We start from the raw sequence: 24,985 nt of genomic DNA on the forward strand, positions 1-24,985 counted from the left end.
CTGGTTAAATGTTATGGATGACTAATGTGTTTCAAAAACACTAGCTCATGGCGACGCTGGCGCCCCTGGACGTATCGCGCCGCAGTCGCTCGATCTTGCTCCAGTCGAGCACGATGCCGAGACCTGGCCCTTCTGGAAGTTGCAGCGAAAAATTCTCGTAGCGCAACGGTTCGGTGAGAATCTCTTCGGTCAGCAGCAAAGGGCCGAACAGTTCGGTGCCCCACTTCAGTTCACCGAACGTACTGAAGAGTTGCGCGGATGCGATCGTGCCCACTGCGCCTTCGAGCATCGTGCCGCCATACAGGTCGATGTCCGCAGCGGCCGCGATCGCCGCTACGTGCGCCGCGCCGGTGAGGCCGCCTGATTGGGCGATCTTCACCGCGAACACATTGGCGCCCCGCTCGCTGGCGATAGCAAACGCATCGACGGGACCGTGCAGCGCTTCATCAGCCATGATCGGCACATGAGCCAGATCGGTCAGACGTTTGAGACCGGCGCGATTCTCCGCGGCGACCGGCTGTTCGATCAGGGCCACACCGGCATCCGCGAAACGTCGGGCAGCCCAGATCGTTTCGGTTTCGGTCCATGCCTGATTCACGTCGACCCGCACTTCACCACGTCCTTCCAGCGCGCTCCTTATCGCAACGACGTGCGCCACGTCGTCGGCGAGCGCACGCGCGCCGATCTTCAGCTTGAATACACGATGACGCTTCGCTTCGAAGACACGCTCGGCCTCTTCGATATCGCGCTGCGTGTCGCCGCTTGCGAGCGTCCATGCGACGTCTACCGCATCGCGTACACGGCCGCCGAACAGTTCGGACAGGGGCACGCCGAGGCGCTGCGCCTGGGCGTCGAACAACGCGGTTTCAACGGCGGATTTGGCAAACCGGTTGCCCTGATACAGCGTACGCAGCTTCGCCATGGCAACGCCCGGCCGGGTCGCATCCATACCTTTTAGCAATGGTGCGAAGTAAGTATCGATATTGACCTTGATGCTTTCCGGGCTCTCTTCGCCATACGCGAGGCCACCGATGGTGGTGCCCTCGCCTACCCCTGACACGCCGTCGGCGCAGCGAATCCGAACCAGCACCAATGTCTGGTGATTCATCGTTGCAACCGAGAGCCGGTGGGGCCGAATCGTCGGTACATCGACGAGAATCGTCTCGACGCTCTCGATCATCACGGGTGTTGCTATCATTCGTTGCACTCCTGCACTGCTTTGCTGAGGTCTCCATCTTAGGAACAAAGCCATGTAGCAGTCCAACACCGATTCCGACTACTTTCATACCTTAGGGGTATGCATGGAAATTCGCCAACTCCGCTACTTCGTTGCGGTCGCGGAAGAAATGAACATTACGCGGGCCGCGAATCGCCTCCATATGACGCAGCCGCCGTTGAGCCGGCAGATCCAGCAGATCGAGGAAAGCGTGGGGCTCGCGCTGTTCGAGCGTGGCGCGCGGCCGTTGCGGCTGACCGAAGCCGGGCGCATTTTCTATACGCAGGCGAAGCGGCTGATCGGCGAGGCTGACGAGCTTGCACCGCTGACGCGGCGGCTCGCGCAACTGGCCGAGCGGATCGTGATCGGCTTCGTGCCGTCGACGCTATACGGGGCGTTGCCCGCGGTGATTCGCGCGTTTCGCGAAGCGGCGCCGCTGATCGAACTGTCGCTGATCGAAATGTTCACCATCGAGCAACTCGGTGCGCTCAAGGGCGGACGTATCGATGTGGGCTTTGGCCGCCTGCGTTTCGATGACGCGCAGCTTGCGCGCGAAGTCCTCGTCGAAGAACGGATGATCGCCGCGCTGCCGCAAGATCATCCGCTCGCGCGACAGAAGAAAGCCTTGACGCTCGCCGCGCTTGCGCAGGAGACCTTGATTGTCTATCCGAGCACGCCGCGGCCGAGTTACGCGGATCAGCAACTATCGGCAATGCATGATCACGCGCTGGAGCCGAAAGCGGTTCATGAAGTGAGGGAATTGCAAACCGCACTGGGCTTGGTCGCAGCCCAGGTTGGGGTGTGTCTCGTACCGGAGAGCGTAGAAGGGTTGCGCGCACATGGGGTGGTGTACCGGGCGATTCCGGCAGCGCATGCTGTGTCGCCGATCATCATGAGCCGGCGACTGCAAGATGAATCGCCGGCGACTACGTTGCTCTGTTCGCTGGCGCGGGAGTTGTTTCGCGCAGGATGAGGTGTCGCAATGGCATCGATTCAATCGCTTACAAATTAATAACATGAAAGCAAAAAGTCAGACGCAATCGTTTGCCAGAAACAATTCCTCTGAAGAATCCATTTCTGTTGCCGTTAACCCTAGTATGAAGCACCCGTCACCCCACCAAGTCCGATCCGGATTGAGCGGGGCAACGGCATTGCCGACTATCCGGCGACGCGCGAGCGCCGTTGGATCTGTTTCTTTGTTCGTTTTTTCCACTCGACACAGCGACTATGAATTTCGGCAAGATGAAACTCGGCGCCAAACTGATCAGCGCCTTTATTCTGGTATCCGCCCTTAGCGCCATCGTCAGCGTGATCGGCGTCCGCAATATGGGGCAAATCAGCGCTAACGCAGACACGACCTATCGGCTGGATCTCGTTGGCCTTAACCTGATCCAGCAGGCGAATGCCGATGTGCTGCGGGTCGGCACCTATCTGCGCAATGCCATTCTGGCCTCCACGGCCGACCAGCGGACAGCCTCTCTGGCTCAGGCCGAAAAGGCTCTGGCTTCGGCGCGCGGGCACCTCGATCAGGCCGAGCCCCTCGTCTACACGGAGAAAGGGAAAGCGACCTTCGCCGATCTCGATCAGAGCTGGCACGACTACATTCAGGCCTTCGATGAAATGAAAGGCCGGATCAACGCCGCGGGACTGCAAGATCAGGCCGGTCTGACTGGATATTTATTGGGCGAATATCACGAGAAGGGTTTCAAGACCCTGGTCCTGATGGGCAACCTGGTTGACGTAAAGCAGGCCGACGCACAGGCAACGGCTGGATCTAATGACGCCGTGTACGCCCAGGGCCGCAATCTGATGCTTGTTCTGGTGGCCCTGTCTGTGTTGATCGGCGTGGGAGTCGGTGTCTGGGAGGCGCGCAGTCTCACCCGGCAACTGGGATCCGAGCCGGCCACGGCTGCCGATCTGGCCAGAAGCGTGGCAGCCGGCGATCTCAGCGTCAGCATCGAGCTGCGGCCTGGCGACACCGACAGCCTCATGGCATCGCTGAAGGCGATGCGCGATGCCCTCTCGCAGGTCGTGGCGGAAGTTCGCGAAAACGCCGAGGGCGTGGCCACCGCGAGTGCGCAAATCGCGCAAGGGAATCTGGATCTGTCGAGCCGCACTGAGGAGCAGGCGGCGTCGCTGGAAGAAACCGCCTCGAGCATCGAAGAACTGACTGCCGGGGTCCGTCACAACACGGACAACGCCAGGCAGGCAGCAACGCTTGCCGGGACAGCCTCCGGCATCGCCCAACAAGGCGGCGAGGTCGTCGGGCAGGTGGTTGAGACGATGCGCGAGATCGCCATCAGCTCGACCAAAATGACCGAGATCATCAGTGTGATCGAGGGGATCGCCTTCCAGACCAACATCCTCGCGCTCAATGCAGCGGTCGAGGCGGCTCGCGCCGGCGAACAGGGACGGGGCTTCGCTGTAGTGGCCGGTGAAGTCCGCGCGCTCGCGCAACGCAGTGCGAGTGCGGCAAAAGAGATCAAGGACCTGATTGCCGACTCGGTCAACCGGGTGGAAACGGGCTCGTCACTTGTCGAGCGGGCGGGCGATACGATCAAGCAGATCGTCGACTCGGTCAGGCGTGTCACCGACATCGTGGGTGAGATCTCATCGGCGTCGCAAGAACAGAGCACCGGCATCGAGCAGGTCAACCAGGCCGTCAACCAGATGGATCAGGTCACCCAGCAGAATGCGGCGCTGGTGGAAGAGGCTTCGGCGGCGGCTCAGTCGATGGCCCAACAGGCCCAGGGGCTGCGTAACGCGGTCGCCTTCTTCAAGCTCGACGGCCGTCAAATCGCTTTGCCGCGCGCGAGCGTGCCGCGGAAAGAACCGCGTCGGGCGGAGCCGCAGATTCGCGCGTCTGCCCCTGCGATGTTGCCAAAGCCGACCACGCCCCCCGTTCAGACAGCCAGCAGCAAAACCGGAATCGCGACGAGCGCCGGTGAGTCTTCCGGCTGGCAGACCTTCTGAACGGTCTGAATGCCCAATAACACCTCGCGGTTCTCGCCCCAGCCATTGGGGCAGTCAATGCGAGCGACGTCATAGCCAGCGAAGAGTACTCACGGATGGAGACACGGGTCCGCTGCAAACGGGCCCGACGAAGCAGCACGAGACGCGGTTGCAGCCGACCTGCAGCGCGTTCAGGGCCGTCTCGCCGTCTCCACATGCCGGTTGCCACCGGCTTCGTCACGTTGCTGTCCGATGACCAGACGTGACGACCGGATGAGGGATAGTGAGATCCGATTAACGGTTTCTGCTCGGATCGTACTCGAAAAATATGGAATCACACTCGCTATCAAACGTATCGAAAACGGTTGTGAAGTCGTTGGAGTCGGCAAACATCGACTACGTCTTCATCGTCCCGGGAAAGATGATCTATCCGCTGCTGGACGCCATTGGCAACTCGCCGTCCATTCGCGGAATCATTTGTGCTCATGAGACTGGGAGTGCCTTCATGGCCGACGGTTATGCGCGCGCCAGCCGGAAATTCGGCGTGTGCGTGGCGATTTCCGGGCCCGGCACCATGAATTTCGTGCCCGGTATGGCGGCAGCTCAGGCAGACCGGATTCCCATGCTCTATCTCGCCGGAGGTGTCTCGTCGCGCGCAGAAGGCAAAGGTGCGTTCCAGGACGCTACGCTGAGCGGCATTTTCGAAAGCGGCGTGGTGAGAAGCCTGGTGGGAGATGTCGTCGAACTCAAGAACAGGGAAAATCTGCAGGCCGAAATGCGCCGTGCAACTGACGGATTGAACTGGATGCGTCGGGCGCGATCTTTCGTCAGCATTCCTGTCGATGTTCAGCAGCAGGAAGTTCTGCCGGGCCAGGACGTAACACGGCAACCGTACGATCACGGTGACTTCAATGCATGCGAGGTGCCTGCGAACCGCGCCGCGCTGGATGCCTTGTGCAACCAGTATCTGCTCAGATCGAAGCGAGTCGCTTTCCTGATAGGCAGCCGCGGCAATGACGCGGAAACCGCCAAAGTTCTCCTCGAGGTGGCGGAGAAATTTTGCATCCCCGTTGCAACCACCCTCGCGGGAAAAGGCGCGTTTCCCGAGGACCATGTGCTTTCGCTCGGCATCTACGGATTTTCAAGCCATTCACGGGCCGTTCGCGTGATCAACTCGGACGAACTCGATGCGCTGGTCGTCTTTGGCAGCGACCTGAATCAGCGCGACAGCATGAACTGGACTGAGAAGCTGGCTGCCCACAAGGAGCTGATCATCTTCGACGACAGCTTCGAGGCGCCTGCGACGGGGCACCTCGCGCGCGGCAGAATCTTCTCCGGGATTCGCGCTACATTCCGCTTGCTGGGCCAGATGGACACGGACCGGAGCAGCGACTTTCACACCGTGCTGGAAAGAAGAAAAGCGTGGGTCGCCGAGGTCAACCAAACCCCGTTGTACGACCATCAGCTCGAGAGAATCGGTGTTGCGGGTTCAAGCGGCGATCGATCGCTTTATCCTGGCGACGTGGTCAAACGTTTGTGTCAACTGCTGCCAAAGGATACCAACGTCGTCGTGGATTCCGGCGCCCACCGGATATACATGGCCCATTATTGGCTCTCGTCGGGTATGGGCAACTATTTTTCCTCCAGCACCCTCGCCCCAATGGGTTGGGCAATCGCCGCCGGCATCGGAGTCAAGCTCGCTGCCCCCGAGCGCCCGTGTGCGGTCGTGACCGGAGACGGATGCATGCTGATGCACGGAATGGAGATCCAGACCGCCGCCCGCTACGGGGTAAAGATACTTTACGTCGTGCTGAATAATTCCGCGCATGGCGCGATCCATATCGACGCGATCAGCAACGGCTCCATTTCGGAGCAATTCACCCGGCTCCCGCGTCACGACTGGACCGCTTTCGCCTCTTCACTCGGGGTTGCGGCGCGTACGGTCGAGCACCTCGACGACCTGGAGCATGCGCTGAACGAGGCCGCGCAATCCGACGGTCCATTCCTGATCGAAGTGGTGACCGGTGTCTTTCCAGCACCCAACCGGTACTACGCGGAATGCGCGGCTTGAATCTGAAAACGTCTGCTGGATAACCATGCGCGCCGGCAATCCGCAGTGCGGCTACGGTCGCGCGGCGGCGGCATGCCGGCTCACAACGTCAGGCTATCCGCAGCGACGCCAAGGCGGCGATGCAAACGCTGGACCACGGCCGACATCACCGTGCATGCAACGAAATAGCATGCACCAGCGAACAGGATCAATTCGACCGTCGTCCCATCCCGTGCGCCGACGTTCGATGCGATCGTGAAGAAGTCACCGAGTCCGATCACATAGACCAGCGAGGTGTCCTGAAAGAGGATGATGGCTTGCGTGAGCAGCAGCGGCACCACCGCCCGCAACGCCTGCGGCAGCACGATCAGCAACATGCCCTGCAACGGCGTCATGCCGAGCGCCAGTGCGGCCTGATTCTGTCCCGCTGGGATGCTATTGATTCCCGCGCGAATAATCTCCGCGTAGTAGGCGGCCTCGAACAGCGAGAACGCGATCAGCGCCGACACGCGGCGAATGTCGGTGCTCGCGGGAAGATGCAGCAACGCCTGCAGCAGTTGCGGCGCAACCAGAAAAAAGCCGAGCAGCACGACCAATAGCGGCACCGCGCGAAAAGCCGTCACGTAGGCCCGCGCAAACGCCGCAAGCGGCCGCGAACGCGACAGACGGCACAACGTCAGCAGCACCCCAAGACAAAACCCCGCGATCAGGGCGACCACCGTGATTTCCAGCGTGATATGCAACCCGCGGCTCAGTTCGGGCAAATCCTTCGGGATGACTGACCAGTGGAAGCGATAAGCCATCATCGACCATCCGAACCAAAAGAGAGCCGGACCGACCGCTCGATGCGCCGCCCCGCGAACATGATAATGCCGGTCAGCAGCGCATAGCCCACGACGATGGCGAGGAACGACTCGTACGACTGCGACGTGTAATCGACCATGCGCTGCGCCTGCGCGGTGAGTTCGAGCACACCGATCGTGGAAGCAACGGAGGAGTTCTTGACGATGTTGAGAAATTCGGACGTCAGCGGCGGCACGAGGTTACGCGCTGCCACCGGCAACAGCACATAGCGGTAGGTCTGGAACCGGCTGAGCCCGAGCGACAGCCCTGCCGCCCACTGCCCGGCCGGCAGCGCCTGCAGACCCGCGCGCACCTGTTCGCATACGCGCGCCGAGGTGAACAGGCCGAGGCAGACAACCGACGCCAGCGCGGCGGATTCCGTGGGCGGCATATGCTTGATCGCGGTGCCAAGGTGTCCCGGCAGCAGTTCGGGAACCGCCCAGAACCAGATGAAGAACTGCACGATCAGCGGGATGTTGCGGAACACCGCCACATAGGTGGCCGAGAACCCGTACAGCCATCTGCCGGGCAGCGTCCGCACGATGCCCATCGCCGTGCCGATCGCCAGCGCGATGATCCAGCCCGCCAGCGCGATACCGACGGTCGCTTCCAGCCCGGCGGCAATCCAGCCGAGGTACGTGGTCGGCTCGCCGGTTGCGACAGGCTGCACGAACACCGCCCAATCCCAACGATAGCTCATGCCCGCTCCACGTCATGACGGCCGGGACGACCGGCGAATCGCGCACGCACTCTGGTTAGCTCAGCGGCTTGTCGTTCGGAGCCTTGAAGAGCGTCTTCAGATCGTCGCTCTCCGGCAGATGCAGGTTGAGCCCATTCGGCGGAATCGGCCCGTCGAACCACTTTTTGTACAGCACATCGGCCTGACCCGAGGTCTGCAGGCGTGTGACGGCATCGTCGACCACCTGCTTGAAGTCCGGATCGTCCTTGCGGAACATGCAGCCGTAGGCCTCTCTCGATTGCGGCTTGCCGACGATCACATAGTCGTTTGCATCGGGCGACTTCGCCCGTTCGCCCGCGAGCATCGCATCGTCGAGCATGAAGGCGTCGGCGCGTCCCGTCGACAGCGAGAGGAACGATTCCGCCACATCCTTCTGCGTCGTGATCGTCATGCCCAGGTTCTGCTCGGTGTTGAGCTTATGCAGAATCGGCTCCGAGGTCGAGCCGGCGTTGGTGACGACCGTGCGCCCCTTGAGGTCGGCGAAGTCCTTGATGCCCGAGTCTTTCTTCGTCAACAGGCGCGTGCCGATGACGAAAATCGTATTGGAAAAAGCCACCTGCTTTTCCCGCTCCACGTTGTTCGTCGTGGTCGTGCATTCGATATCGATCGTGCCGTTCTGCAGCAGCGGAATACGGTTCTGCGGCGTGATCGCAACCGTGCGCACCGTGAGGTTCGGCAGATTCAGTTTCTTCCTGATGCCGTCGACGATCGCCAATGCGACGTCCTGCGAATAGCCGAGGGGCTTCTGCTGATCGTCGAAATACGAGAACGGCACCACGGCGGGGCGCACGCCGAGGACGACCGTCCCGCTCTCCCTGATTTTCTGTAGCGTGCCAGTGCTTTGCGCGTGGGCGGATCCGGCTGCTAGCAGCGAAGCGGCAAGCAGCAATCGAAGCGTCTTCTTTCCAGTCGTCATGATGGTCTCTAGTGGTCTGGTTGGGTGCTGGATGGTCTTGAGTAGTATTGACTGAGGTTGATTCACGATGCTGTATTCGCCGCGAGCGGACCGCCAAGATAGGCGTCGCGAATCCGCTCGTCGCCAAGCAACGACTGCGCGTCGCCGGACAGGACCACGCGCCCTGTCTGCAGCACATAGCCGCGATGCGCGATCTGCAGCGCGAGGCTCGCGTTCTGCTCCACCATGAAGAACGTCACGCCTTGCGCGTTGATGGTACGGATCAGCTCCAGCACGCGGTCGACGTAAAGCGGCGACAAGCCCATCGTCGGCTCGTCCATGCAGACGAGCGAGGGGCGGCTCATCAGCGCGCGCGCCATTGCCAGCATCTGCTGCTCGCCTCCGGACAGCGTACCCGCGCGCTGTGACAGACGCTCTTTCACGCGCGGAAACAGCTCGAGCATGCGCTCGTAATCTTCGTCGATCGCCTTGCGGTCGCGGCGTGTAAACGCGCCCATCAAAAGGTTCTCGCGTACTGTCATGTCGCCGAACAGGCGCCGCGCCTCCGGCACCGAAGCAATGCCGCGCCGCACGATCTGTGCGGTCGATAGACCGTCGAGTGGCTGCGATTCGAATCGTATCGTACCGGCGCGCGGTTTGTGCAAGCCGAGGATCACCTTCATCGCGGTCGACTTGCCGCTCGCGTTGCCACCGAGCAGACAGACGATCTCGTGCCGCGGCACCTCCAGCGTGACACCGAAGTGCACCTGGCTCTGTCCGTAGAACGTATCGATGCCGTCAAGCTTCAGTAAGGGTTCTGCCATGGTACGGTTTATACGGTTCGCGTGGTTTGGATGATTTGCATGCTTCGGTCTGCGAGACACTCGCTCGACATTCACGCCACCACCGCGCGCTGCGATGCATCGCGGCCGACCTGCCGGTGCCCGAGATAAGCCTCGATCACCGCTGGATCGTTGCGCACTGCATCCGGCGCACCCGATGCAATCTTGCGGCCGTCATCCAGCACGATCACACGGTCGGACAACGTCATCACGAGTTCGAGCTTGTGTTCGATCAGCAGGATCGTCGTGCCCTCGCCCTTCAGTTCCAGCAATAGCGCGAGCATTTCTGCGGTTTCGGACTCGTTCATGCCGGCGGTCGGCTCGTCGAGCAGCAGAATGCGCGGTTGCAGCATCAACGCCCGGGCAATCTCCACGCGTCGCCGGTTTGCGTACGACAGGCTGTGCGCCGGCGAATCGATACGCGGCATCAGGCGGCTGCCGAAACGCGCGAGGATGGCACGCGCTTCGCCATCGAGCCGCTCCTGTTCGCGGCGCACGCCCGGCGGCGCAAACAGCGCGCGCAGCAGCTCCGCCACCGCCCCCACGCCTGGCAGTCCGCGCCGCGCCAGTTCGAGCCGCGCGTGCGCACCGATCAGCACGTTGTCGAGCACGCTAAGGTTGCCGAAAACGCGGCCGTGCTGAAACGTGCGGGCGACGCCGCGCGCCGCGAAGCGCTCCGGCGCGAAGCCGGTCACATCTTCGCCGTCGAAGCGGATCACGCCTTCGTCGGGGACGTCCGCGCCGCTCAGCAGATTGAAGAGCGTCGATTTGCCGGCGCCATTCGGACCGATCACGCTAACGCATTCGCCACGCGCGACAGAGAAACTCACATCCGCCACAGCCGTGACGCCATCGAAACGGCGCGTCACGCGCCGCACGTCGAAGAGAATGTCGGGGGATGTCCCGGCCGGATGATCCATCGCCGCCTCCATCACACGGTGCCGAACAGGCCCTGCGGCCTGAAGCGGACGAGCAACAGCAGAACGATGCCGTAGACAAGCATCCGGTACTCGGCGGCAAAGCGGAACAGTTCGGGTAGCCCGATGAGCGCCGCTGCACCGGCAATCGCGCCGATCACGTTGCCCAGGCCGCCGAGCATCACCATCGTCAGCGCGAGGATCGACACCTGCGAATCGAAGGTCTGATAGTTGATGTAGCTGTACTGATGCGCGGCGATCGCACCCGCGACACCCGCAGCGAGACCGCCAAAGGCGAACGCCATCGCCTTATAGCGATTCGGCCTGATGCCGTAGGCGCGCGCCGCGACGTCATCCTCGCGGATGGCTCGCCACGTGCGCCCCAGATGCGAATGCAGCAGACGGACCTGAACCAGTGCAAAGCCGACCAGAACCGTCAGCGTGAACCAGTAAGCGGAGCGGGCGTCGTCGAGCGTCCAGCCGAATAGCGACAGCGGCGGGATGCCGGAGATGCCGATCGGTCCGCGCGTCAGGCCATCCCAGTTCAGCACCACGAGACCGACGATCTCGCCGATGCCGAGCGTCGCGATCGATACGTAATGGCCGCGCAGGCGGAACGACGGGTACACGAGCAACGTACCCAGCACCGCGGTCAAGGCGCCCGCGAGCGGAATCGTCACCGCCGGCGACCAGCCGAGATCGACCGACAGCAAGCCCGACGCATAGGCGCCGATCAGTAGCAGCGCCGCGTGTCCGAGCGAGATCTGCCCGACCGTGCCCGCCACCAGCGTCAGGCTCAGCGCGAGCAGGCCGTAGATCCAGCCGTTGGTAAGCGTCTGCAGCACATAGGCCGACGGCGCCACGAACGGCAGCGCAAACGCCGCCAGCACCAGCACGATGATCACTGATCGCGGCAGCTTCAGCGCCAGCCGGTTCGACAGGAAGGTGCCCGTAAGCGGCTCGGGCGGCAGCCGGCGGTTCGAGCTGAACAGACCATTCGGGCGCCAGACCAGAAACGCGAGCAGCAGGACGAAGGCGAACAGATCGCGGTAGCTCGTGCCGAACATGGCGACACCATAACTCTCGACGAGGCCCAGCAGCAGGCTGCCCGCGATCGCGCCGGGCACATTGCCGAGGCCGCCGATCAGCAGGGCGACGACACCCTTGAGCGTCGCCTGGAAACCCATCGAAGGGTCGATGCTGTTGTAGTACATACCGACGAGCAGGCCGCTCAGGCCGCCGAGCGCACAGGCGATGGCAAACACCGTGCGATTCACCGCGTTCACGTCGACGCCCATCTGCTGCGCCGCGTCGCGATCCTGCGCGGTGGCACGCACCGCCCAGCCGAGCCGCGTGTAGCGCAGAAACGCGTAGAGTATGCATGCCGCGCCGCCGCCGATCAGCGCAATCAGCGCGTCCAGTGAGCCGATCGTCGCGCCGCCTATCACAACCGTCCAGTTCGGCAACGCAGCCGGTACAGGGCGGGGATCGGGGCCGAACACCAGTTGCGCGAGCTGGTCGAGCACGAAACTGATGCCGATCGTAGCGAGCAGCGGCGCAATGCGCGCCGCGCCCTGCAGCGGCCGCAGGCCGATGCGCTCGATCGCAATGCCGAGCAGCGCGCAGGCCGCGATCGTCGCCGCGAACGCAACCGGTAACGGCAACGCCAGCTTCGTCAGGCAGAACCAGCCGACGAACGCCCCGATCATGTACACCGAGCCGTGGGCGAAGTTGATCAGATGGGAGACACCGAAGATCAGCGCGAGCCCCACCGCCAGCAACGCATAGATGTTGCCGACGATCAGTCCGTTGATGGTGTATTCGAGCCACGCGCCCATAGCGATTTCATTCCCCTTTCGTGACGCAGCGGGCCGCAAACCGTCCATCTAAACACGAGGAAAAAAACCCGCCAACCAAGATTCGCGCGAATGCTTATTCTTTTTGGTCTGAAATACTTATGCGCCTACGCTGCGGCGCGAATATCGATATCTGAATCGATTCGTTGAGTACACGCCGCCCGCATCGCAGACTCGTTGTTTTGCCTCGAACTTGCGGAGAGATGTTCTCATGAACCTGTTGCGTACGAGCGGCTCGCGCCGACAACTGCTGCGCTGGCTTGCAGTTTCCACCCTCGCCATTGGCGTTCTGCACGCGCCGTTCGCGTCAGCGGGCAGCGCAACCGGTACGCCGGTGTACTTCGGCGTGAGCGGCCCGCTGACGGGGCCCAATGCCCAGTACGGCGCCCAATGGAAAGCCGGCTTCGACCTCGCGCTGGACGAAATCAACGCGGATGGCGGCATCAACGGTCATCCGCTGCAATACGTCTTCGAAGACAGCCAAAGCGACCCACGGCAAGCCGTTACGATCGCGCAAAAGTTCGTCTCCGATCCACGGATCCTGATCGAACTCGGTGACTTCTCCAGCCCCGCTTCGATGGCGGCATCGCCGATCTATCAGCGCGCCGGTCTCGTCCAGCTCGGTTTCACGAATTCGCATCCGGACTTTACCAAGGGCGGAGACTTCATCTGGAGTCCATCGGTCAGCCAGGCCGACGCGCAGCCGTTGATCGCGGATCTCGCCGCGAAAGAAGGCCTCCATCACGTCGCGGTGCTGTACCAGAACACCGATTGGGGCCGTGCAAGCAAGGATGTGTTCGTCAAGGCTGCAGCCTCGCGTGGCGTTCAGGTGGTCGCGGCAGAAGGCTATCAGACGACCGACAAGGACTTCCGCGCCACGCTCGTACGCGTGAACGGCGCGCATCCGGACGGGCTCGTGCTGATCTCCTATTACGCCGACGGCGCGCAGATCGTGCGGCAGGCGCGCGAGAGCGGCATCCACCTGCCGGTGGTGGCTGCGGGTTCGGTGTACTCGCCGAAATTCCTCGAACTGGGCGGCGACGCGGTGAACGGAGTAGCGACCAATACCAACTTTTTCCCCGGCGATCCGCGCCCTGAGGTGCAGCGCTTTGTGCACGGCTTCGAGGCGAAATATCATCGCGAACCGGATGCGTTCAATGCATTCGCGTATGACGCCACCATCATTGCGGCCTACGCGCTGCGCACGGGGGGCCTCGATCGTAAAGGCGTGAGGGATGCGCTGCCGAAACTGCACGACGTGCCGAGCGTCGTGTTCGGCAAGGCGAACTTCGATCCGAATACGCGTCGGATTGCCGGCGTGAAGAGCATTGACCTCGTGGTGCGTAATGGGCAGTGGGCTGAACTCGGCAACTCGACCGTCGCGGCGAAGTAATTATTCGCCGGAAGCTGCGGTTGAAGCGCTAACTATCCTGGACGCGGGTGATACAGCGTTATCCGTGAAGCACATGTCGAAAGATGGATTGCGCAAGCTCCCGCGGCTCGTCGAACGTGGTCGCAAGCTCAAACAAGATGACAAACAAGCCCGCATACGAAAAGTTTGGATACCTATCGATGAGTCGAACGATGGCCGGCGCAAATCGCTCCATGATCGGTTTTCGCGTTACAACACACGTAACGCTAACGCCAAGGAGAATTCCGGCCAGAACATCGCTCGGATAATGCAGGCCCAGATAAACGCGCGGAAGACAGATAAGAAAGACACATTGCAGAAGCGCAAGCACGCCCATCCATCTGGAGACGAGAAAGATGCCGATCGCGACGGCAGACCACAGCATCGCATGGTCGCTCGGAAACGAACTCCAGGTCCGAAGAACTGCCTCCGGAGTGGCGGCTATTGGAAACGTCAGGAGCAGGCTGCTGTCGTAGAGCGGTCTCTGGCGGAAGGGCAAATAGTGCGCCAGAACTCTGCCAATGAAAAGTGCCAGCACACCGCTCAGGACGGTGGCGATGACCATTTCCCGTTGCCACTGCCGGCGCTCGCTTGTGTCGAACCAGATGGCGCACAGCATGGCTAATGGCAGCACGCCTTTGAACAGATAGAAGTCCGCAACGTGACTGACCGCATGACCGTAAGTCGCTGAGTGCATCGCACCGTGCGTCAGGAAGGTCAGTATCGCCGAGTCAAAGCCGTTTATGAATTGACGGAGCATATTGGTTTACGAATCGCCTGCTTGTTGGAATTATGGTGTACGGGAATGGAGCGCACGGCAGGCACCCGCCCCCGAGGTGAGCCGCTTTTTCCGGACCAGTCGGAACCTGCCGCAATTAATGCACTTTGCAATCCGTTACTACGTTTGCGAGCGCACACACGTTCACAAAATGATCACAGGTACCCGCGAAGTCTGCGGCCGGCAGCACAATACTTGGTTCTGCGACATAGTTTGTAAACAGGTTGGGCAACGCCGATTGGCGCTTTGCGCTGATTACATGACGCAAGCAATATGTAATAGACGCAGCAGTCGCGCGAACGTCGATTCGTTCGGCCAGTCTGAACTATCGTGCACTGCCAGGTTTCTCGCTGATCCTTGAAGGATTTCCTGACACCCCAATCGACCTCTTGCAGACGCTCCTCAGTCAGCAATCGAACGAATGACCCTCGCCGGATTTCCACCTACGAGCGTATTCGGGGGGACGTCCCTCGTAACGACCGACCCTGCAGCAACCACCGAGTTCTCGCCTACCGTTACGCCACCGATGATGGTCGCGCCGGCGGCGATCCAGACGTTTTTCTCAATCACGATGGGCTTTGCGATTACGCCGGCGCGCCGCTGGGAAGGTTCAATGGGATGGCCAGACGTGACGATGCTCACATTCGGCCCAATCATCACATCGTCGGCGATGTCGAGTCCGCCAAGGTCATAGAAAGTGCAATTCTGATTGATGAAGACGTTGCGCCCGACATTGATATCGACCCCGCCGGTTGCGTAGAACGGAGGGATCAATATGAAACTTTCGTCCACCTTCTTGCCGATGAGATCGCTGAACAAGGCCCGGACTTCGTCGGCATCGTTGAACGTCAAACGGTTGAGCGTCGCGGTGATCGCCATCGCTCGTTTGACGTTTGCTGACATGGCCGCTGATTCTGGAGTTCTTCTGGGAATCAGTTTGGTGCGGTCGTCATTTGGCATTGGTGAGTTTCCTTCTTTGCTGTCGAGCTGGCGGTCGGCGGAGGACGGTTGCTGTGCGGTCACATTGCTCAGCCGAATGTTACGAATCAAGCGTTTCGCCTGAAGCTCCGCGAGCGCCGTCAAAGGCTCTTCGATTCTCCGATGTCACCCTCAGTCGGCGCTGGTGACTTGACTGCCCGGTGTCAGGCCGCCGCCTGTAACGGTTGAACCTCAACAGTGACGTGAGACAGCCCCTTGAAGCGCCTGAGCACCGCATGATAGAAACGCGAGTCTCGCTGGGTTTCATCTGTTGCGACTGACACCACGGCGCTCATGTGACCAGGGCCGACCCGCCATACATGCAGGTCGATCACCTTGTCGCCGCGGTCCTCGATCGCGTGACGCACGTTCTCCGCCATGCGTCGGTCGGGGTTCATGTCGAGCAGGATCGCACCCGTGTCGCGCATCAGGCCGTACGACCAGTTTGCAATCACCAGCGCGCCGATGACACCGGCGAGTGGGTCCATCCAGAGCCAGCCAAATGCGCGTGCCAGTACGAGACCGATGATAGCTAGCACTGAGACCGCCGCATCCGCCATCACATGGATATAGGCGGACCTGATGTTATGGTCGCGCGTCGCTGCTTCATGCTCGTCGTCGTGGGATTCATGTTCTTCGAATTCGACTTCGTGCTCGCTGTCCGGCATTCTCACGATGACCCTGAAGGCGTGCGGCTCAGGAATATCTTCCATCGACTCCAGATAGCCGCCACGGTCCGCCATCGCGAATACCTGCTCTGTCCCATCGGGCCGCACCGTCGTAACTGAAACGGCAGCGGCATGCAGCCGCGAACCGTCCGTCGCTGGCGCAATGCGGAAAACGGGTGGCACGCCGTCCTCAAAGATGGAAACGGCAAACACGCCGGATGAGGCGAAAATCGTCTTCACTTCCGTTTCGTGGGCGTGGTCATCATGACCATGCCCATGGCCGTGTCCGTGGCTATGAGCGTGGCTATGTCCGTGATCGCCGCCGCTCAGCAGCCACACGCTCGCCAGATTGACAAGCAGGCCGACCACCGCGATGGGAATGGCTTCACCGAAATGAATGGATACCGGTGACAGAAAGCGCGAGACCGCCTCGTAGCCAATCAGCACCGCGATCATCGCGAGCACGATGGCACTCGTGAACCCTGCGAGGTCACCAAGTTTGCCGGTGCCGAACACGAAGCGGGTGTCGCTGGCATGCTTACGCGCGTAGGTGTACGCAAGCGCTGCAATCAACATCGCGCCGGCATGCGTCGACATATGCAGACCGTCGGCGACGAGCGCCAACGACCCAAACATACTGCCGCCGACAATTTCAATCAGCATCATCGCGCTGCATAGTGCAATCACGGCCCACGTCTTGCGCTCGTTCTTTTCGTGACCGGCGCCCAGAAAGATGTGGTCATGTCCTGCGCCGAATGCAGCGTCTTTGAAATCGCTCATCTTTAACTCTACTTGAAATAGCTATGAACAACTTCGATGAGTTGTTCCGTTGCGCTGGCGCCACCCTCCTCGCCGTTTTCGGCGTCGACAAGGTGGTTCCTGATGTGGTCTTCCAGCACAACCGCCAGCAGACCGTTCATCGCTCCTCGACAACTCGTGATCCGTTGCAGCACGTCGGAGCAGCCGTGCTCTCCCTCGAGCGCCCGCTCGATGGCTTCAACCTGTCCCTTGATGCGGCGGACCCTATTAAGAAGCTTCTGTTTTTCCTGGATTGTGTGACTCACCGTGCGCCCTCCGAATACCCCAGTGGGGTATGTAATAGCCGCAAGTGTAGCATAGGGGGTAGGGGTATCTGTAAGATTGGCGCGCCGCAAGCCGCCATGAAGTGCTAATGGAAAAACAAAAGGCCGCTGTCCTTGAGGGCAGCGGCCTTTCTTACTACTGTGGCAAATAAAGAAGTCGCACTTCAGATCTACGGATCTTGTGCAGTTAGTTTGCCATCCTTAATTTTTATTGTTGTCCAGCAGCCGGCGACACTACGCTCGGGGTCGCCAGCGTGTTATTGGTCTTGGGAGCGCTGATGCCAGACGTCGAGTTGCCATTTGTACCATTCGGCAGGCCTGAGTTCGGCGCACCGGCGGCCATGCCGCTGTCCGAGTTGTTGACGCCCGGCGTGCCGTAGCCGCTGGTTGAATTGTTCATCTGGTTCACCTGATTCGCAGGGCTAGCGGTGCTGCCCGACGTACCGCCACCGCTCGAGCCTCCGGCCGCCTGTGCATAAGCGCCACCCGACAGCGTGAGTGCGGCCACGGCCGCGATTAATGTGCTGGTTGCCTTTTTCATGATCCGTCCCTCCTTGATTGGGCTGGAATATAGACGCAGACGGTCGCCGCCTGCTTGACTATGAATGCAGCAAGCACCGTGCCGCGCGACCGGAATCCACGCGAACGCGCTCACGCGGCCAGCATGCGCAATTGAATGTCAGGAGACCGTGATAACTGGCGGCCAAGGCGACATGACCGCTAGATACCAGGGACGATGTAAAACTTCTACTACGCACTCTGCAGGACACGGGAGTGAGAAAAGCACATCGCGATACCGTGCGCGACATCAGTCAGGAAAATCCGCGCCGACAGTCGTGGCCTCCCAGTTATTCAAATCGTTCTGCAGCCTGCCCAGTTTCGTTCGGACTGCTTCCAACCCGGGTTTGCCCAAAACGAGATTCGATGGCGGCACCTTTGCTTCGACGGCGGCGATGATCGCCTGTGCGGCACGTGCCGGATCTCCCGGTTGCCGCCCGCTATCCGCCGCCACTTGCGCGCGGCGCTTCCCGGCGATAGATGCGTACGCGTCGATCGACCGGCGCGTCTGCTTGAGCGACCGCCCCGCCCAGTCGGTCCGGAACGGCCCCGGCTCGACTGTTGTCACTTTGATGCCCAGCTCGGCAGTCTCACGCGCGAGGGCTTCTCCAAGCCCCTCCAGCGCGAACTTGGTAGCGGCGTAATAACCGCTGCCCGGATTACCGACCAGTCCTCCAACCGAGGTGATATTGACGATGTGTCCCGCTCGCTGCTCCCGCATCAAAGGCAATACGGCTTTGATCGTAGTGACTGCGCCAAAAAAATTCACCTCGAACATGGCGCGTACTTCGTCATCTTCACCTTCTTCAACCGCTGACAGATAACCATAGCCTGCATTGTTCACGAGCACATCGATGCGGCCAAATGCAGCCTTCGCCTGCGCAACGGCTGCGGTCACGCCCTCGGGCGAGGTCACATCAAGTTTGAGTGACAGGGCGTGTTCGGGGTGTGCGCTCGCCAGATCGGCGACCGTATCAGGAGCGCGCGCAGTGACGACAGCACGCCAGCCACGCGCGAGTACAGCCTGTGCAATTTCCCGACCGAAGCCGGTCGAACAGCCAGTAATGAACCAGACGGGAGAAGTGGAAGAGTCGATCGCCATGGTAGTCCTCGGTGAGGGCTGGCGCGACGGGCCACACCGCGATTCGGGGCGCGCGTCGGCCAGCGGAGAATGAGCTTGGAGAATATCGCAACATGGGAAAGTCCGCGCTCCGCTGGGGATTTCCGCGCGCGGCCGATACAGTCGCACCGTGTCATTCCATCCGGCGACAGCACGCCGCGCCCCGCACCGACTACTCCAGTTTGACGAGATTGTGCACCGGCAACGGGCCGCCCGGGATTTGAACCAACTGGCCTCCCGCCACGAGCGAGCCCAGATCGATACTGAAGAAACCCAGCCGCTCGATCAGCCGGCTCACCGCCGCTTTCGCCTGTGCGTCGTCTCCCGCGACGAACAGTACCCGGCGTCCGCCTTCGGCCTGTGGATCGTCGGAGATGAGGTGCGCCGGCAGATGACTGAACGCCTTCACGACGCGCGCGCCCGGCACGTGTTCCGAAAAGATTTCGCTCGACGTCCGGCCATTCAGTTCGGCCGGCTTGAACAGCGGCGCCTCGATCGGGTTGTTCGCGTCGATCACGATGCGTCCGCCGAAATCCGGCAGGCCAGCCAGCGCGGCCGGCAGCTTCGACCAGTTGACTGCGACAAGGACGACGTCCTGCGCGGCCGCCTGTTCGCGCGTTCCCGGCGTGATCGTGGGACCGAGCCCGCGCGCGAGGTCCGCGAGCGAAGCCGGGCCCCGGCTGTTCGCGATGATGGCTTCCAGACCTTTGCCCGCCAGCGCTTTCGCGAACGCGGACCCAATGGCGCCTGCTCCGATGATACCGATGGTGCTCATAACAATGCTCCTGGTGAAGAGTGATGAATCAGGTGGTAAAGCCGCCGCCGGTGCCGGCAAGGGGAAAGAGATGCGAGGCTCGCTCCCGGCGCTATGTGAACGAATCTTGCCGCCTTTATTGCCTGATGATTAGCTTGGAATCGCTTGAATTATTTTCAATCAATGCTTTAAGATTCCCGTATGGAAACCCTCGCCAACCTCGAGTCGTTTGTCCGCAGCGCCGAAACGGGAAGCTTCTCCGCAGCTGCGCGGCGCCTCTCGCTGACACCCGCTGCGGTCAGCCGGAACGTTGCGTTGCTCGAACGCAATCTGGGCGTGCGCCTGTTCCAGCGCTCGACACGCAAGCTCACGTTGAGCGAGGCGGGCGAGCGCTTTCTCATGGAAATCGGCGGCAACCTGGAGGCGCTGCAGGCGGCCATCGCGTCCGTCTCGAACGATCGCAGCGAGCCCGCCGGCGTGCTGAGGGTCAGCATGGCGCCAACGTTCGGTATCACGTACGTCATGCCGCTGCTGCCGGCATTCCTCGTACGCTATCCAATGATTCGGCCGGATTGGCAGTTCGAGAACCGGCCGGTTGACCTGATTGAAGAGGGATATGACGCAGCGTTGGGTGGCGGCTTCGACCTCGCACCGGGCGTCGTGTCGCGCCCGTTGGCGCCTGCGCATCTTGTGGCGGTTGCGTCTCCGGCTTACATGGCTGGCCGCAAAAAACCGGGCGATCCCCGCGATCTCGAGGGCCTCGACGGCATCGTGATGCGCTCGGGCCGCACGGGCCGCGTGCGCCATCGCAACATGCGTGACGCGGCGGGCAATGAGATGCCCGCGCGGCTTGGCGAGACCATTATGGTCAACGACCCGGCGGCGATGCGCGAAGCGGCGATTCTCGGACTGGGTGTGACGCTGCTGGCCGTGTCAGACGTGCTGGCCTCGATTGAGCGGGGAGAACTCGTGCGCTTGCTACCGCGCTGGTACGCGGACGCCGGGGCAATCTCGATCTACTACGCGACGCGAGCGCTGCTGCCGGCGAAGACACGGGTTTTTGTCGACTTCATCGTCGAGGCGTTCGAGCGGGAGCGGTTAGCCGAGAGGTTTGCGGGCAGCCTCAAATGAGTCGCGCCGGGTAGGTTGCTAGCTGACGGAACGGCCCGGAAGCGGACGTCGTCGGTCACACCGTGCAGCTAAGCCCCATGCCCAGTCGCAACTTCCTTCACCGCCTGTACCCGAAAGTCCTTCGGCGAGCGTCCGACGACACGCCTGAAGGCATTGCTGAACGCGCTCTCGGAGCCATAGCCGAGCGAGCGTGCCAGCACATTGATGTGCATGCGGCTCTCGAGAAGAGCGCGCTGTGCAAGGTGCATCCGCCATTTCGTCAGATACGAAAGCGGTGACATTCCCGCGACCGTCTTGAAGTAAGCGGCAAACGTCGCGCGAGACATCGACGCGGCTTGTGCCAGCTCCTGAAGTTGCCACACACGACCAGGGTCCCCATGCATCAGCTGGAGCACCGGCACGAGACGCTTGTCGCTCAGGACGCGCAGCCAGCCGGCAGGCTGGAATCCGCCTGCCTCGAAGTGCGCCCGCAGTATCTGGATGAACATCAGATGCGCAAGTTCATTCGACGCAACGTGCGCTCCGGGAAGCGCGTCTTGCCGCTCCCGCACGAGTTGATCGAGCAGCCAGCGAAGAGCCTGCGCCTGGCTCGATGTCCCGCGCACGTGAATCAGCGGCGGCAACGCGTCTAGCAGAAGCTGGCTGGACGCGATGTTCAGTTCGACCTTGCCGCCGATCATGAAAAACTCGTCGCCGTCTCCGTGATGAACCATGTTGCCGACACGGCCTTCGAGGACTTCGTCGAGATCGACGCGCTCCGCTTCCAGGTCGCTGCCGAGGACATGTGAGCGCGGCTCGCAGAGCAGAAACACGTCGCCGCTTTCGATACGAATGGGAGCCGTGTCGCCTTCAAACAGCATCCAGCAACTGCCCCGTGCCACGCCCCAGAACTTGACCGTATTCGCTCGCGGGAAATTGATTGCCCAGGCGCCGCCGGCAACCAGTCCGCCCGAAATGACGGACCGCGCGCCCATCAGGCTCAGAAAATCGGAGAAGGGATCGATCATGATCGTCAGATTTTGGCGCAAGAAATGCCGACTTTCAAGTATTCAAAATCTGAGATGCGAGTCTTAAGCTTCGTTGACTGCCTGGCCCGTTGCCAGACGGAACCGTAACCCGATCAGATCGGAGAGGATCTCAACATCATGAAGCGCAGCTGGTTTATCACTGGAGTCAACAGCGGTTTCGGCCGTCTTATGACAGAGCAACTGCTTGCTCGAGGGGACCGCGTCGCCGGTACGGTACGTGACCTGGATTCGATGGCCGATCTCAAGGCACGCCATGGCGATGCGCTCTGGCTTGCCAGGCTCGATTTGACAGACACCCCCGCGATTCGTGAGGTCGTCGACCGTGCGTTCCGCGAACTTGGACGCATCGATGTCGTGGTGAGCAACGCGGGATATGGGTTATTCGGCGCGGCCGAGGAAATGACAGACGAACAGATCGCCCACCAGATCGACACGAACCTGCTTGGCTCGATTCAAACGGTTCGCGCCGCGCTTCCTCATCTGCGACACCAAGGCGGTGGACGGATTATCCAGCTGTCCACGATAGGCGGGCAGGCGGTGTTTCCCGGTGGATCGCTCTACCATGCGGGCAAATGGGGGATCGAGGGATTCATTGACGCAGTCGGGCTGGAGGTGGCCGTGTTCAACATTGGTTGCACGCTGGTCGAACCGGGCGGCGCGCGCACGAACTTTCGCTATCACAGCGCCAGGCTCTCGCCAAAGCTCGAGGCCTACGATGTGTCACCGGCACGCATGGCGCATCGGACCATCGAGGAAGGAACCAGCCAGCCGATCGGCGATCCGGTGAAGATGGTCGAAATCATGATTGCCAGCGTCGATCAGAACCCTGCTCCCAAACGTCTGGCGCTGGGGAGTGATGCGTATAACGTCATGCACAAGCAACTGAGCGACCGTCTCGCTGCGCTGGAAGCACAGAAAGACCTCGCGTTTTCGACCGATTATCCGGCAGGCTCGTAGCATTGCCGCGAGGGGGGGAATCCGCGACAGCGCTCAATCACGCCCTCTCGCACCACCTCGGCCGCATTGCACTTTTCGCTTAACACGAATTGACTGGCGGCCTCTTTTCGCCGAGACTTTTCGCCACGTTGGCCCACATCACTCTCCTCACGCGATGACTCTTTCCCTTGACCATGTTGTAATTCGTGTGCGCGATCTCGAGCAGACCATCGCCGACTACAGCGAACTGGGTTTTACCGTTCAGCGCGGCGGCACACACGCCGACGGAGAAACGCACAACGCGCTGATCGGTTTCGAGGACGGCAGCTACTTCGAGTTGATTGCGTTTCTGCGCAACGCGCCCGAGCATCGCTGGTGGGATGAGGGCAATCGGGCCGGCGACGGACTCGTCGATTTTGCGCTGCTGCCGGAATCGGTGCAGGCCGTCGTCGATGGTGCGCGGCAGCGCGGGCTTAGCTATGAAGGACCCATCGACGGTGGGCGGGTGCGGCCAGACGGCGAACGCCTCGTGTGGCAACTGGGCAAACCGGCGACGCCCGATCTGCCGTTTCTTTGCGGAGACATCACGCCTCGCCATTTGCGCGTAGCCGAAGGCGAAGTGCGCAACCATCCCAATGGCGCGCGCGGCATATCGGCCCTCAAGATCGCCGTTCGCGATCTCGACACCAGCATCGGCCGGTACCGCGCACTGCTGGGCGAACCGCTTCAGATACAGCGGTCGGCATTTCCCGATCACGGCGTTTCGTTCGCAAGCTTTTCGATCGGCGCGACAACGCTTACGCTACTGACGCCCTCGGGTGGCGCAAACGGAGCGGCTCTGGCGGCTCAGGTCGAGAACCGTCTGGCATTGCGTGGCGAAGGCGTGTTCGGGATTGTGCTGCACGGTGCGGGAAGTGCGGCTCCGCGTCTGCTGCCGCTCGACCTGACTCACGGCGTCGATCTCGAACTGCTGTCCGCGAGCGACGCCTTGGCATAAGGTTCGACGTGGGCGGCGTTTAAGCACGCGGTGTCAGAAAACGCCTTCGTGCTTCACGCGTGATGCCGGAGGCGAATCCTTATCCGCCAACCTGTTGCAATTGCCTGATGCTTTCTCGCAGTTCGCTCTCCAACTGGGCGAACAACTCTGCCGCGGGTAACGATCTGGCGAGCGCCGCCGCCTGCCCCGCCCACTGCGCACCATAGCCGAATTCTCCCTTCGCTTTGGCTGCCGCGTGAAGTGCTTTTCCTGCATCGTAGGCAATCGGATACGCCGGCGGCTGCGGGGCGCCTACGTGGTCTTCCAGTTCCGTGAAGCGGTTCACCATGCTTCGCGCCACGCGTCCGGAGATGGCTTTCGTGAACGTCGTATGGCGCGCCGACTCGCCAAGCATCGCACGCCGGTAACCATCGTCGATCGATGTTTCCGGGCAGGCCACAAAAGCCGTTCCGAGTTGAGCCGCCTGAGCGCCCAATGCAAGCGCAGCGGCAATACCCGCACCGTCCATGATGCCGCCTGCGGCGATCACCGGCAGAGGGAATTCCTTGACCAATAGACGCGTCAATGCAAACGTGCCCAAGCGGTCGTCGCGCGCTTCCGGATCGAAGACGCCGCGGTGGCCGCCGGCTTCGATGCCTTGCGCGACGATTGCGTCCACGCCCGCCGCTGCGACCTGCGCAGCTTCCTGCAGATTCGTCACCGCAGCGAGCAGCCTGATCCCCGCGTTTTTAAGTGCGCCGATCACTTCCGCGGACGGCAGGCCAAAGTGAAAACTGACGACCGCCGGTTTGTCCTCGAGGAACACGTCCAGCATGGCCTCGTCTGCGACAAAGCTCGTGTAGATCTCCGACAGCGACGCAGGCGGCTTCGCTCCGTATTGCTCGAAACGCGGCGCGAGCCAGCTCAACCATTGTTGCTCCACCGCTGCGTTTGACGTCGCAGGGCTGTGGCAGAACACGTTGATATTGAACGGCTTGGCGGTCAGTGCGCGGGTTTCCGCGATCACCTTGCGCGCACCCGCTGCGTTCATTGCGCCAACGCCGAGCGAGCCAAGGCCACCGGCATTCGAAACGGCAGCTGCCAGCGCCGGTGTGCTCACACCGGCCATCGGCGCCTGAATGATGGGCTTTTCGATGCCCAGCAGGCGCAGCAGCGATTGCTTGTCCGTCTGGTTAGTCATCTCACATCCTCGTTGAAATCTGGGTTGGTAATGCGCAGGCTCGTCGCGTTATTT

23 protein-coding genes are annotated in these 24,985 nt (G+C 61.5%); 7 read left to right on the forward strand and 16 right to left on the reverse strand.

Annotation, left to right across the window (positions count from 1 at the left end; genetic code table 11):
• Positions 1 to 40 precede the first annotated feature (40 nt).
• Positions 41 to 1,198, reverse strand: coding sequence for a muconate/chloromuconate family cycloisomerase (locus tag P3T24_RS09875; protein ID WP_429434168.1), 1,158 nt, complete (start codon positions 1,196 to 1,198; stop codon positions 41 to 43).
• Between the two features lie 103 nt (positions 1,199 to 1,301).
• On the opposite strand from P3T24_RS09875, the gene P3T24_RS09880 reads away from it, so the two are divergent.
• From P3T24_RS09880 to P3T24_RS09890, 3 genes are all read left to right on the forward strand, one after another.
• The gene (locus P3T24_RS09880) at positions 1,302 to 2,189 is read left to right on the forward strand and encodes a LysR family transcriptional regulator (RefSeq protein ID WP_074263991.1); all 888 of its coding nucleotides are present in this window, start codon (positions 1,302 to 1,304) and stop codon (positions 2,187 to 2,189) included.
• Positions 2,190 to 2,443: 254 nt separating this feature from the next.
• The gene (locus tag P3T24_RS09885; RefSeq protein WP_429434170.1) at positions 2,444 to 4,189 is read left to right on the forward strand and encodes a methyl-accepting chemotaxis protein; all 1,746 of its coding nucleotides are present in this window, start codon (positions 2,444 to 2,446) and stop codon (positions 4,187 to 4,189) included.
• A gap of 307 nt (positions 4,190 to 4,496) precedes the next feature.
• Positions 4,497 to 6,239: a thiamine pyrophosphate-binding protein gene (locus tag P3T24_RS09890; RefSeq protein WP_429434172.1), complete on the forward strand. Its 1,743-nt coding sequence runs from the start codon at positions 4,497 to 4,499 to the stop codon at positions 6,237 to 6,239.
• A gap of 80 nt (positions 6,240 to 6,319) precedes the next feature.
• Here P3T24_RS09890 and P3T24_RS09895 read toward each other — a convergent pair whose 3' ends face one another.
• From P3T24_RS09895 to P3T24_RS09920, 6 genes are all read right to left on the reverse strand, one after another.
• On the reverse strand, positions 6,320 to 7,021 hold the full coding sequence (locus P3T24_RS09895) for an ABC transporter permease subunit (protein WP_074263988.1): 702 nt from the start codon (positions 7,019 to 7,021) through the stop codon (positions 6,320 to 6,322).
• A complete protein-coding gene (locus tag P3T24_RS09900) occupies positions 7,021 to 7,761 on the reverse strand; it encodes an amino acid ABC transporter permease (protein ID WP_429288240.1) in 741 nt (246 codons plus the stop codon). The genes P3T24_RS09895 and P3T24_RS09900 overlap by 1 nt, the downstream gene beginning before the upstream one ends.
• 55 nt (positions 7,762 to 7,816) lie before the next feature.
• A complete protein-coding gene (locus tag P3T24_RS09905; protein ID WP_429434175.1) occupies positions 7,817 to 8,716 on the reverse strand; it encodes a glutamate/aspartate ABC transporter substrate-binding protein in 900 nt (299 codons plus the stop codon).
• 62 nt (positions 8,717 to 8,778) lie between these two features.
• Positions 8,779 to 9,519 carry an ABC transporter ATP-binding protein gene (locus tag P3T24_RS09910; protein ID WP_074263985.1) on the reverse strand — a complete coding sequence of 247 codons (741 nt, stop codon included), beginning with the start codon at positions 9,517 to 9,519 and terminating at the stop codon, positions 8,779 to 8,781.
• 71 nt (positions 9,520 to 9,590) lie between these two features.
• On the reverse strand, positions 9,591 to 10,457 hold the full coding sequence (locus P3T24_RS09915) for an ABC transporter ATP-binding protein (protein ID WP_429434177.1): 867 nt from the start codon (positions 10,455 to 10,457) through the stop codon (positions 9,591 to 9,593).
• Positions 10,458 to 10,468: 11 nt separating this feature from the next.
• Positions 10,469 to 12,292 (reverse strand): ABC transporter permease, encoded by a 1,824-nt coding sequence (locus tag P3T24_RS09920; RefSeq protein ID WP_429434180.1) that lies wholly within the window; start codon positions 12,290 to 12,292, stop codon positions 10,469 to 10,471.
• 229 nt (positions 12,293 to 12,521) lie between these two features.
• Here P3T24_RS09920 and P3T24_RS09925 point away from each other — a divergent pair, with 229 nt between their 5' ends.
• Positions 12,522 to 13,703: an ABC transporter substrate-binding protein gene (locus tag P3T24_RS09925; RefSeq protein WP_429434183.1), complete on the forward strand. Its 1,182-nt coding sequence runs from the start codon at positions 12,522 to 12,524 to the stop codon at positions 13,701 to 13,703.
• A gap of 58 nt (positions 13,704 to 13,761) precedes the next feature.
• Here P3T24_RS09925 and P3T24_RS09930 read toward each other — a convergent pair whose 3' ends face one another.
• From P3T24_RS09930 to P3T24_RS09960, 7 genes are all read right to left on the reverse strand, one after another.
• Positions 13,762 to 14,481, reverse strand: coding sequence for a phosphatase PAP2 family protein (locus P3T24_RS09930; protein ID WP_429404207.1), 720 nt, complete (start codon positions 14,479 to 14,481; stop codon positions 13,762 to 13,764).
• A gap of 420 nt (positions 14,482 to 14,901) precedes the next feature.
• Positions 14,902 to 15,459 (reverse strand): sugar O-acetyltransferase, encoded by a 558-nt coding sequence (locus tag P3T24_RS09935; protein ID WP_429434312.1) that lies wholly within the window; start codon positions 15,457 to 15,459, stop codon positions 14,902 to 14,904.
• A gap of 182 nt (positions 15,460 to 15,641) precedes the next feature.
• Positions 15,642 to 16,925 (reverse strand): CDF family Co(II)/Ni(II) efflux transporter DmeF, encoded by a 1,284-nt coding sequence (gene dmeF / locus P3T24_RS09940; protein WP_429434185.1) that lies wholly within the window; start codon positions 16,923 to 16,925, stop codon positions 15,642 to 15,644.
• A gap of 8 nt (positions 16,926 to 16,933) precedes the next feature.
• Positions 16,934 to 17,209: a metal/formaldehyde-sensitive transcriptional repressor gene (locus P3T24_RS09945; protein ID WP_074263980.1), complete on the reverse strand. Its 276-nt coding sequence runs from the start codon at positions 17,207 to 17,209 to the stop codon at positions 16,934 to 16,936.
• Between the two features lie 226 nt (positions 17,210 to 17,435).
• Positions 17,436 to 17,768, reverse strand: coding sequence for a hypothetical protein (locus P3T24_RS09950; protein ID WP_429434187.1), 333 nt, complete (start codon positions 17,766 to 17,768; stop codon positions 17,436 to 17,438).
• 267 nt (positions 17,769 to 18,035) lie between these two features.
• Complete coding sequence (locus P3T24_RS09955; protein ID WP_429434314.1) at positions 18,036 to 18,881, reverse strand: oxidoreductase; 846 nt, start codon at positions 18,879 to 18,881, stop codon at positions 18,036 to 18,038.
• Positions 18,882 to 19,077: 196 nt separating this feature from the next.
• Positions 19,078 to 19,680: an NADPH-dependent F420 reductase gene (locus P3T24_RS09960; RefSeq protein WP_429434190.1), complete on the reverse strand. Its 603-nt coding sequence runs from the start codon at positions 19,678 to 19,680 to the stop codon at positions 19,078 to 19,080.
• Positions 19,681 to 19,860: 180 nt separating this feature from the next.
• Between P3T24_RS09960 and P3T24_RS09965 the strand changes: the two genes are divergently transcribed.
• Positions 19,861 to 20,790 carry a LysR family transcriptional regulator gene (locus P3T24_RS09965; RefSeq protein WP_429434193.1) on the forward strand — a complete coding sequence of 310 codons (930 nt, stop codon included), beginning with the start codon at positions 19,861 to 19,863 and terminating at the stop codon, positions 20,788 to 20,790.
• Positions 20,791 to 20,858: 68 nt separating this feature from the next.
• Here the strand turns inward: P3T24_RS09965 and P3T24_RS09970 are convergent, their stop codons facing one another.
• Positions 20,859 to 21,797 (reverse strand): AraC family transcriptional regulator, encoded by a 939-nt coding sequence (locus tag P3T24_RS09970; protein ID WP_429434196.1) that lies wholly within the window; start codon positions 21,795 to 21,797, stop codon positions 20,859 to 20,861.
• 138 nt (positions 21,798 to 21,935) lie between these two features.
• On the opposite strand from P3T24_RS09970, the gene P3T24_RS09975 reads away from it, so the two are divergent.
• Positions 21,936 to 22,775, forward strand: a complete 840-nt coding sequence (locus P3T24_RS09975) for an SDR family oxidoreductase (RefSeq protein WP_429434198.1) — start codon at positions 21,936 to 21,938, stop codon at positions 22,773 to 22,775.
• A 154-nt stretch (positions 22,776 to 22,929) separates the two neighbouring features.
• Positions 22,930 to 23,751, forward strand: coding sequence for a VOC family protein (locus P3T24_RS09980; RefSeq protein ID WP_074263975.1), 822 nt, complete (start codon positions 22,930 to 22,932; stop codon positions 23,749 to 23,751).
• 79 nt (positions 23,752 to 23,830) lie between these two features.
• Here P3T24_RS09980 and P3T24_RS09985 read toward each other — a convergent pair whose 3' ends face one another.
• Positions 23,831 to 24,931 carry an NAD(P)H-dependent flavin oxidoreductase gene (locus P3T24_RS09985; protein ID WP_429434201.1) on the reverse strand — a complete coding sequence of 367 codons (1,101 nt, stop codon included), beginning with the start codon at positions 24,929 to 24,931 and terminating at the stop codon, positions 23,831 to 23,833.
• Between the last annotated feature and the right edge of the window lie 54 nt (positions 24,932 to 24,985).

The sequence above is a fragment of the Paraburkholderia sp. GAS33 genome (assembly GCF_050436645.1).
GTDB classification, from domain to species: Bacteria; Pseudomonadota; Gammaproteobacteria; order Burkholderiales; family Burkholderiaceae; genus Paraburkholderia; species Paraburkholderia phenazinium_B.

Coding starts and splice junctions, on each gene's coding strand:
- P3T24_RS09925 (WP_429434183.1), top strand. CDS start 12,522: ATGAACCTGTTGCGTACGAGCGGCTCGCGCCGACAACTGCTGCGCTGG.
- dmeF (WP_429434185.1), bottom strand. CDS start 16,925: ATGAGCGATTTCAAAGACGCTGCATTCGGCGCAGGACATGACCACATC.
- P3T24_RS09885 (WP_429434170.1), top strand. CDS start 2,444: ATGAATTTCGGCAAGATGAAACTCGGCGCCAAACTGATCAGCGCCTTT.
- P3T24_RS09980 (WP_074263975.1), top strand. CDS start 22,930: ATGACTCTTTCCCTTGACCATGTTGTAATTCGTGTGCGCGATCTCGAG.
- P3T24_RS09965 (WP_429434193.1), top strand. CDS start 19,861: ATGGAAACCCTCGCCAACCTCGAGTCGTTTGTCCGCAGCGCCGAAACG.
- P3T24_RS09950 (WP_429434187.1), bottom strand. CDS start 17,768: ATGAAAAAGGCAACCAGCACATTAATCGCGGCCGTGGCCGCACTCACG.
- P3T24_RS09915 (WP_429434177.1), bottom strand. CDS start 10,457: ATGGATCATCCGGCCGGGACATCCCCCGACATTCTCTTCGACGTGCGG.
- P3T24_RS09910 (WP_074263985.1), bottom strand. CDS start 9,519: ATGGCAGAACCCTTACTGAAGCTTGACGGCATCGATACGTTCTACGGA.
- P3T24_RS09960 (WP_429434190.1), bottom strand. CDS start 19,680: ATGAGCACCATCGGTATCATCGGAGCAGGCGCCATTGGGTCCGCGTTC.
- P3T24_RS09895 (WP_074263988.1), bottom strand. CDS start 7,021: ATGGCTTATCGCTTCCACTGGTCAGTCATCCCGAAGGATTTGCCCGAA.
- P3T24_RS09985 (WP_429434201.1), bottom strand. CDS start 24,931: ATGACTAACCAGACGGACAAGCAATCGCTGCTGCGCCTGCTGGGCATC.
- P3T24_RS09975 (WP_429434198.1), top strand. CDS start 21,936: ATGAAGCGCAGCTGGTTTATCACTGGAGTCAACAGCGGTTTCGGCCGT.
- P3T24_RS09930 (WP_429404207.1), bottom strand. CDS start 14,481: ATGCTCCGTCAATTCATAAACGGCTTTGACTCGGCGATACTGACCTTC.
- P3T24_RS09880 (WP_074263991.1), top strand. CDS start 1,302: ATGGAAATTCGCCAACTCCGCTACTTCGTTGCGGTCGCGGAAGAAATG.
- P3T24_RS09905 (WP_429434175.1), bottom strand. CDS start 8,716: ATGACGACTGGAAAGAAGACGCTTCGATTGCTGCTTGCCGCTTCGCTG.
- P3T24_RS09890 (WP_429434172.1), top strand. CDS start 4,497: ATGGAATCACACTCGCTATCAAACGTATCGAAAACGGTTGTGAAGTCG.
- P3T24_RS09875 (WP_429434168.1), bottom strand. CDS start 1,198: ATGATAGCAACACCCGTGATGATCGAGAGCGTCGAGACGATTCTCGTC.
- P3T24_RS09900 (WP_429288240.1), bottom strand. CDS start 7,761: ATGAGCTATCGTTGGGATTGGGCGGTGTTCGTGCAGCCTGTCGCAACC.
- P3T24_RS09935 (WP_429434312.1), bottom strand. CDS start 15,459: ATGCCAAATGACGACCGCACCAAACTGATTCCCAGAAGAACTCCAGAA.
- P3T24_RS09970 (WP_429434196.1), bottom strand. CDS start 21,797: ATGATCGATCCCTTCTCCGATTTTCTGAGCCTGATGGGCGCGCGGTCC.
- P3T24_RS09920 (WP_429434180.1), bottom strand. CDS start 12,292: ATGGGCGCGTGGCTCGAATACACCATCAACGGACTGATCGTCGGCAAC.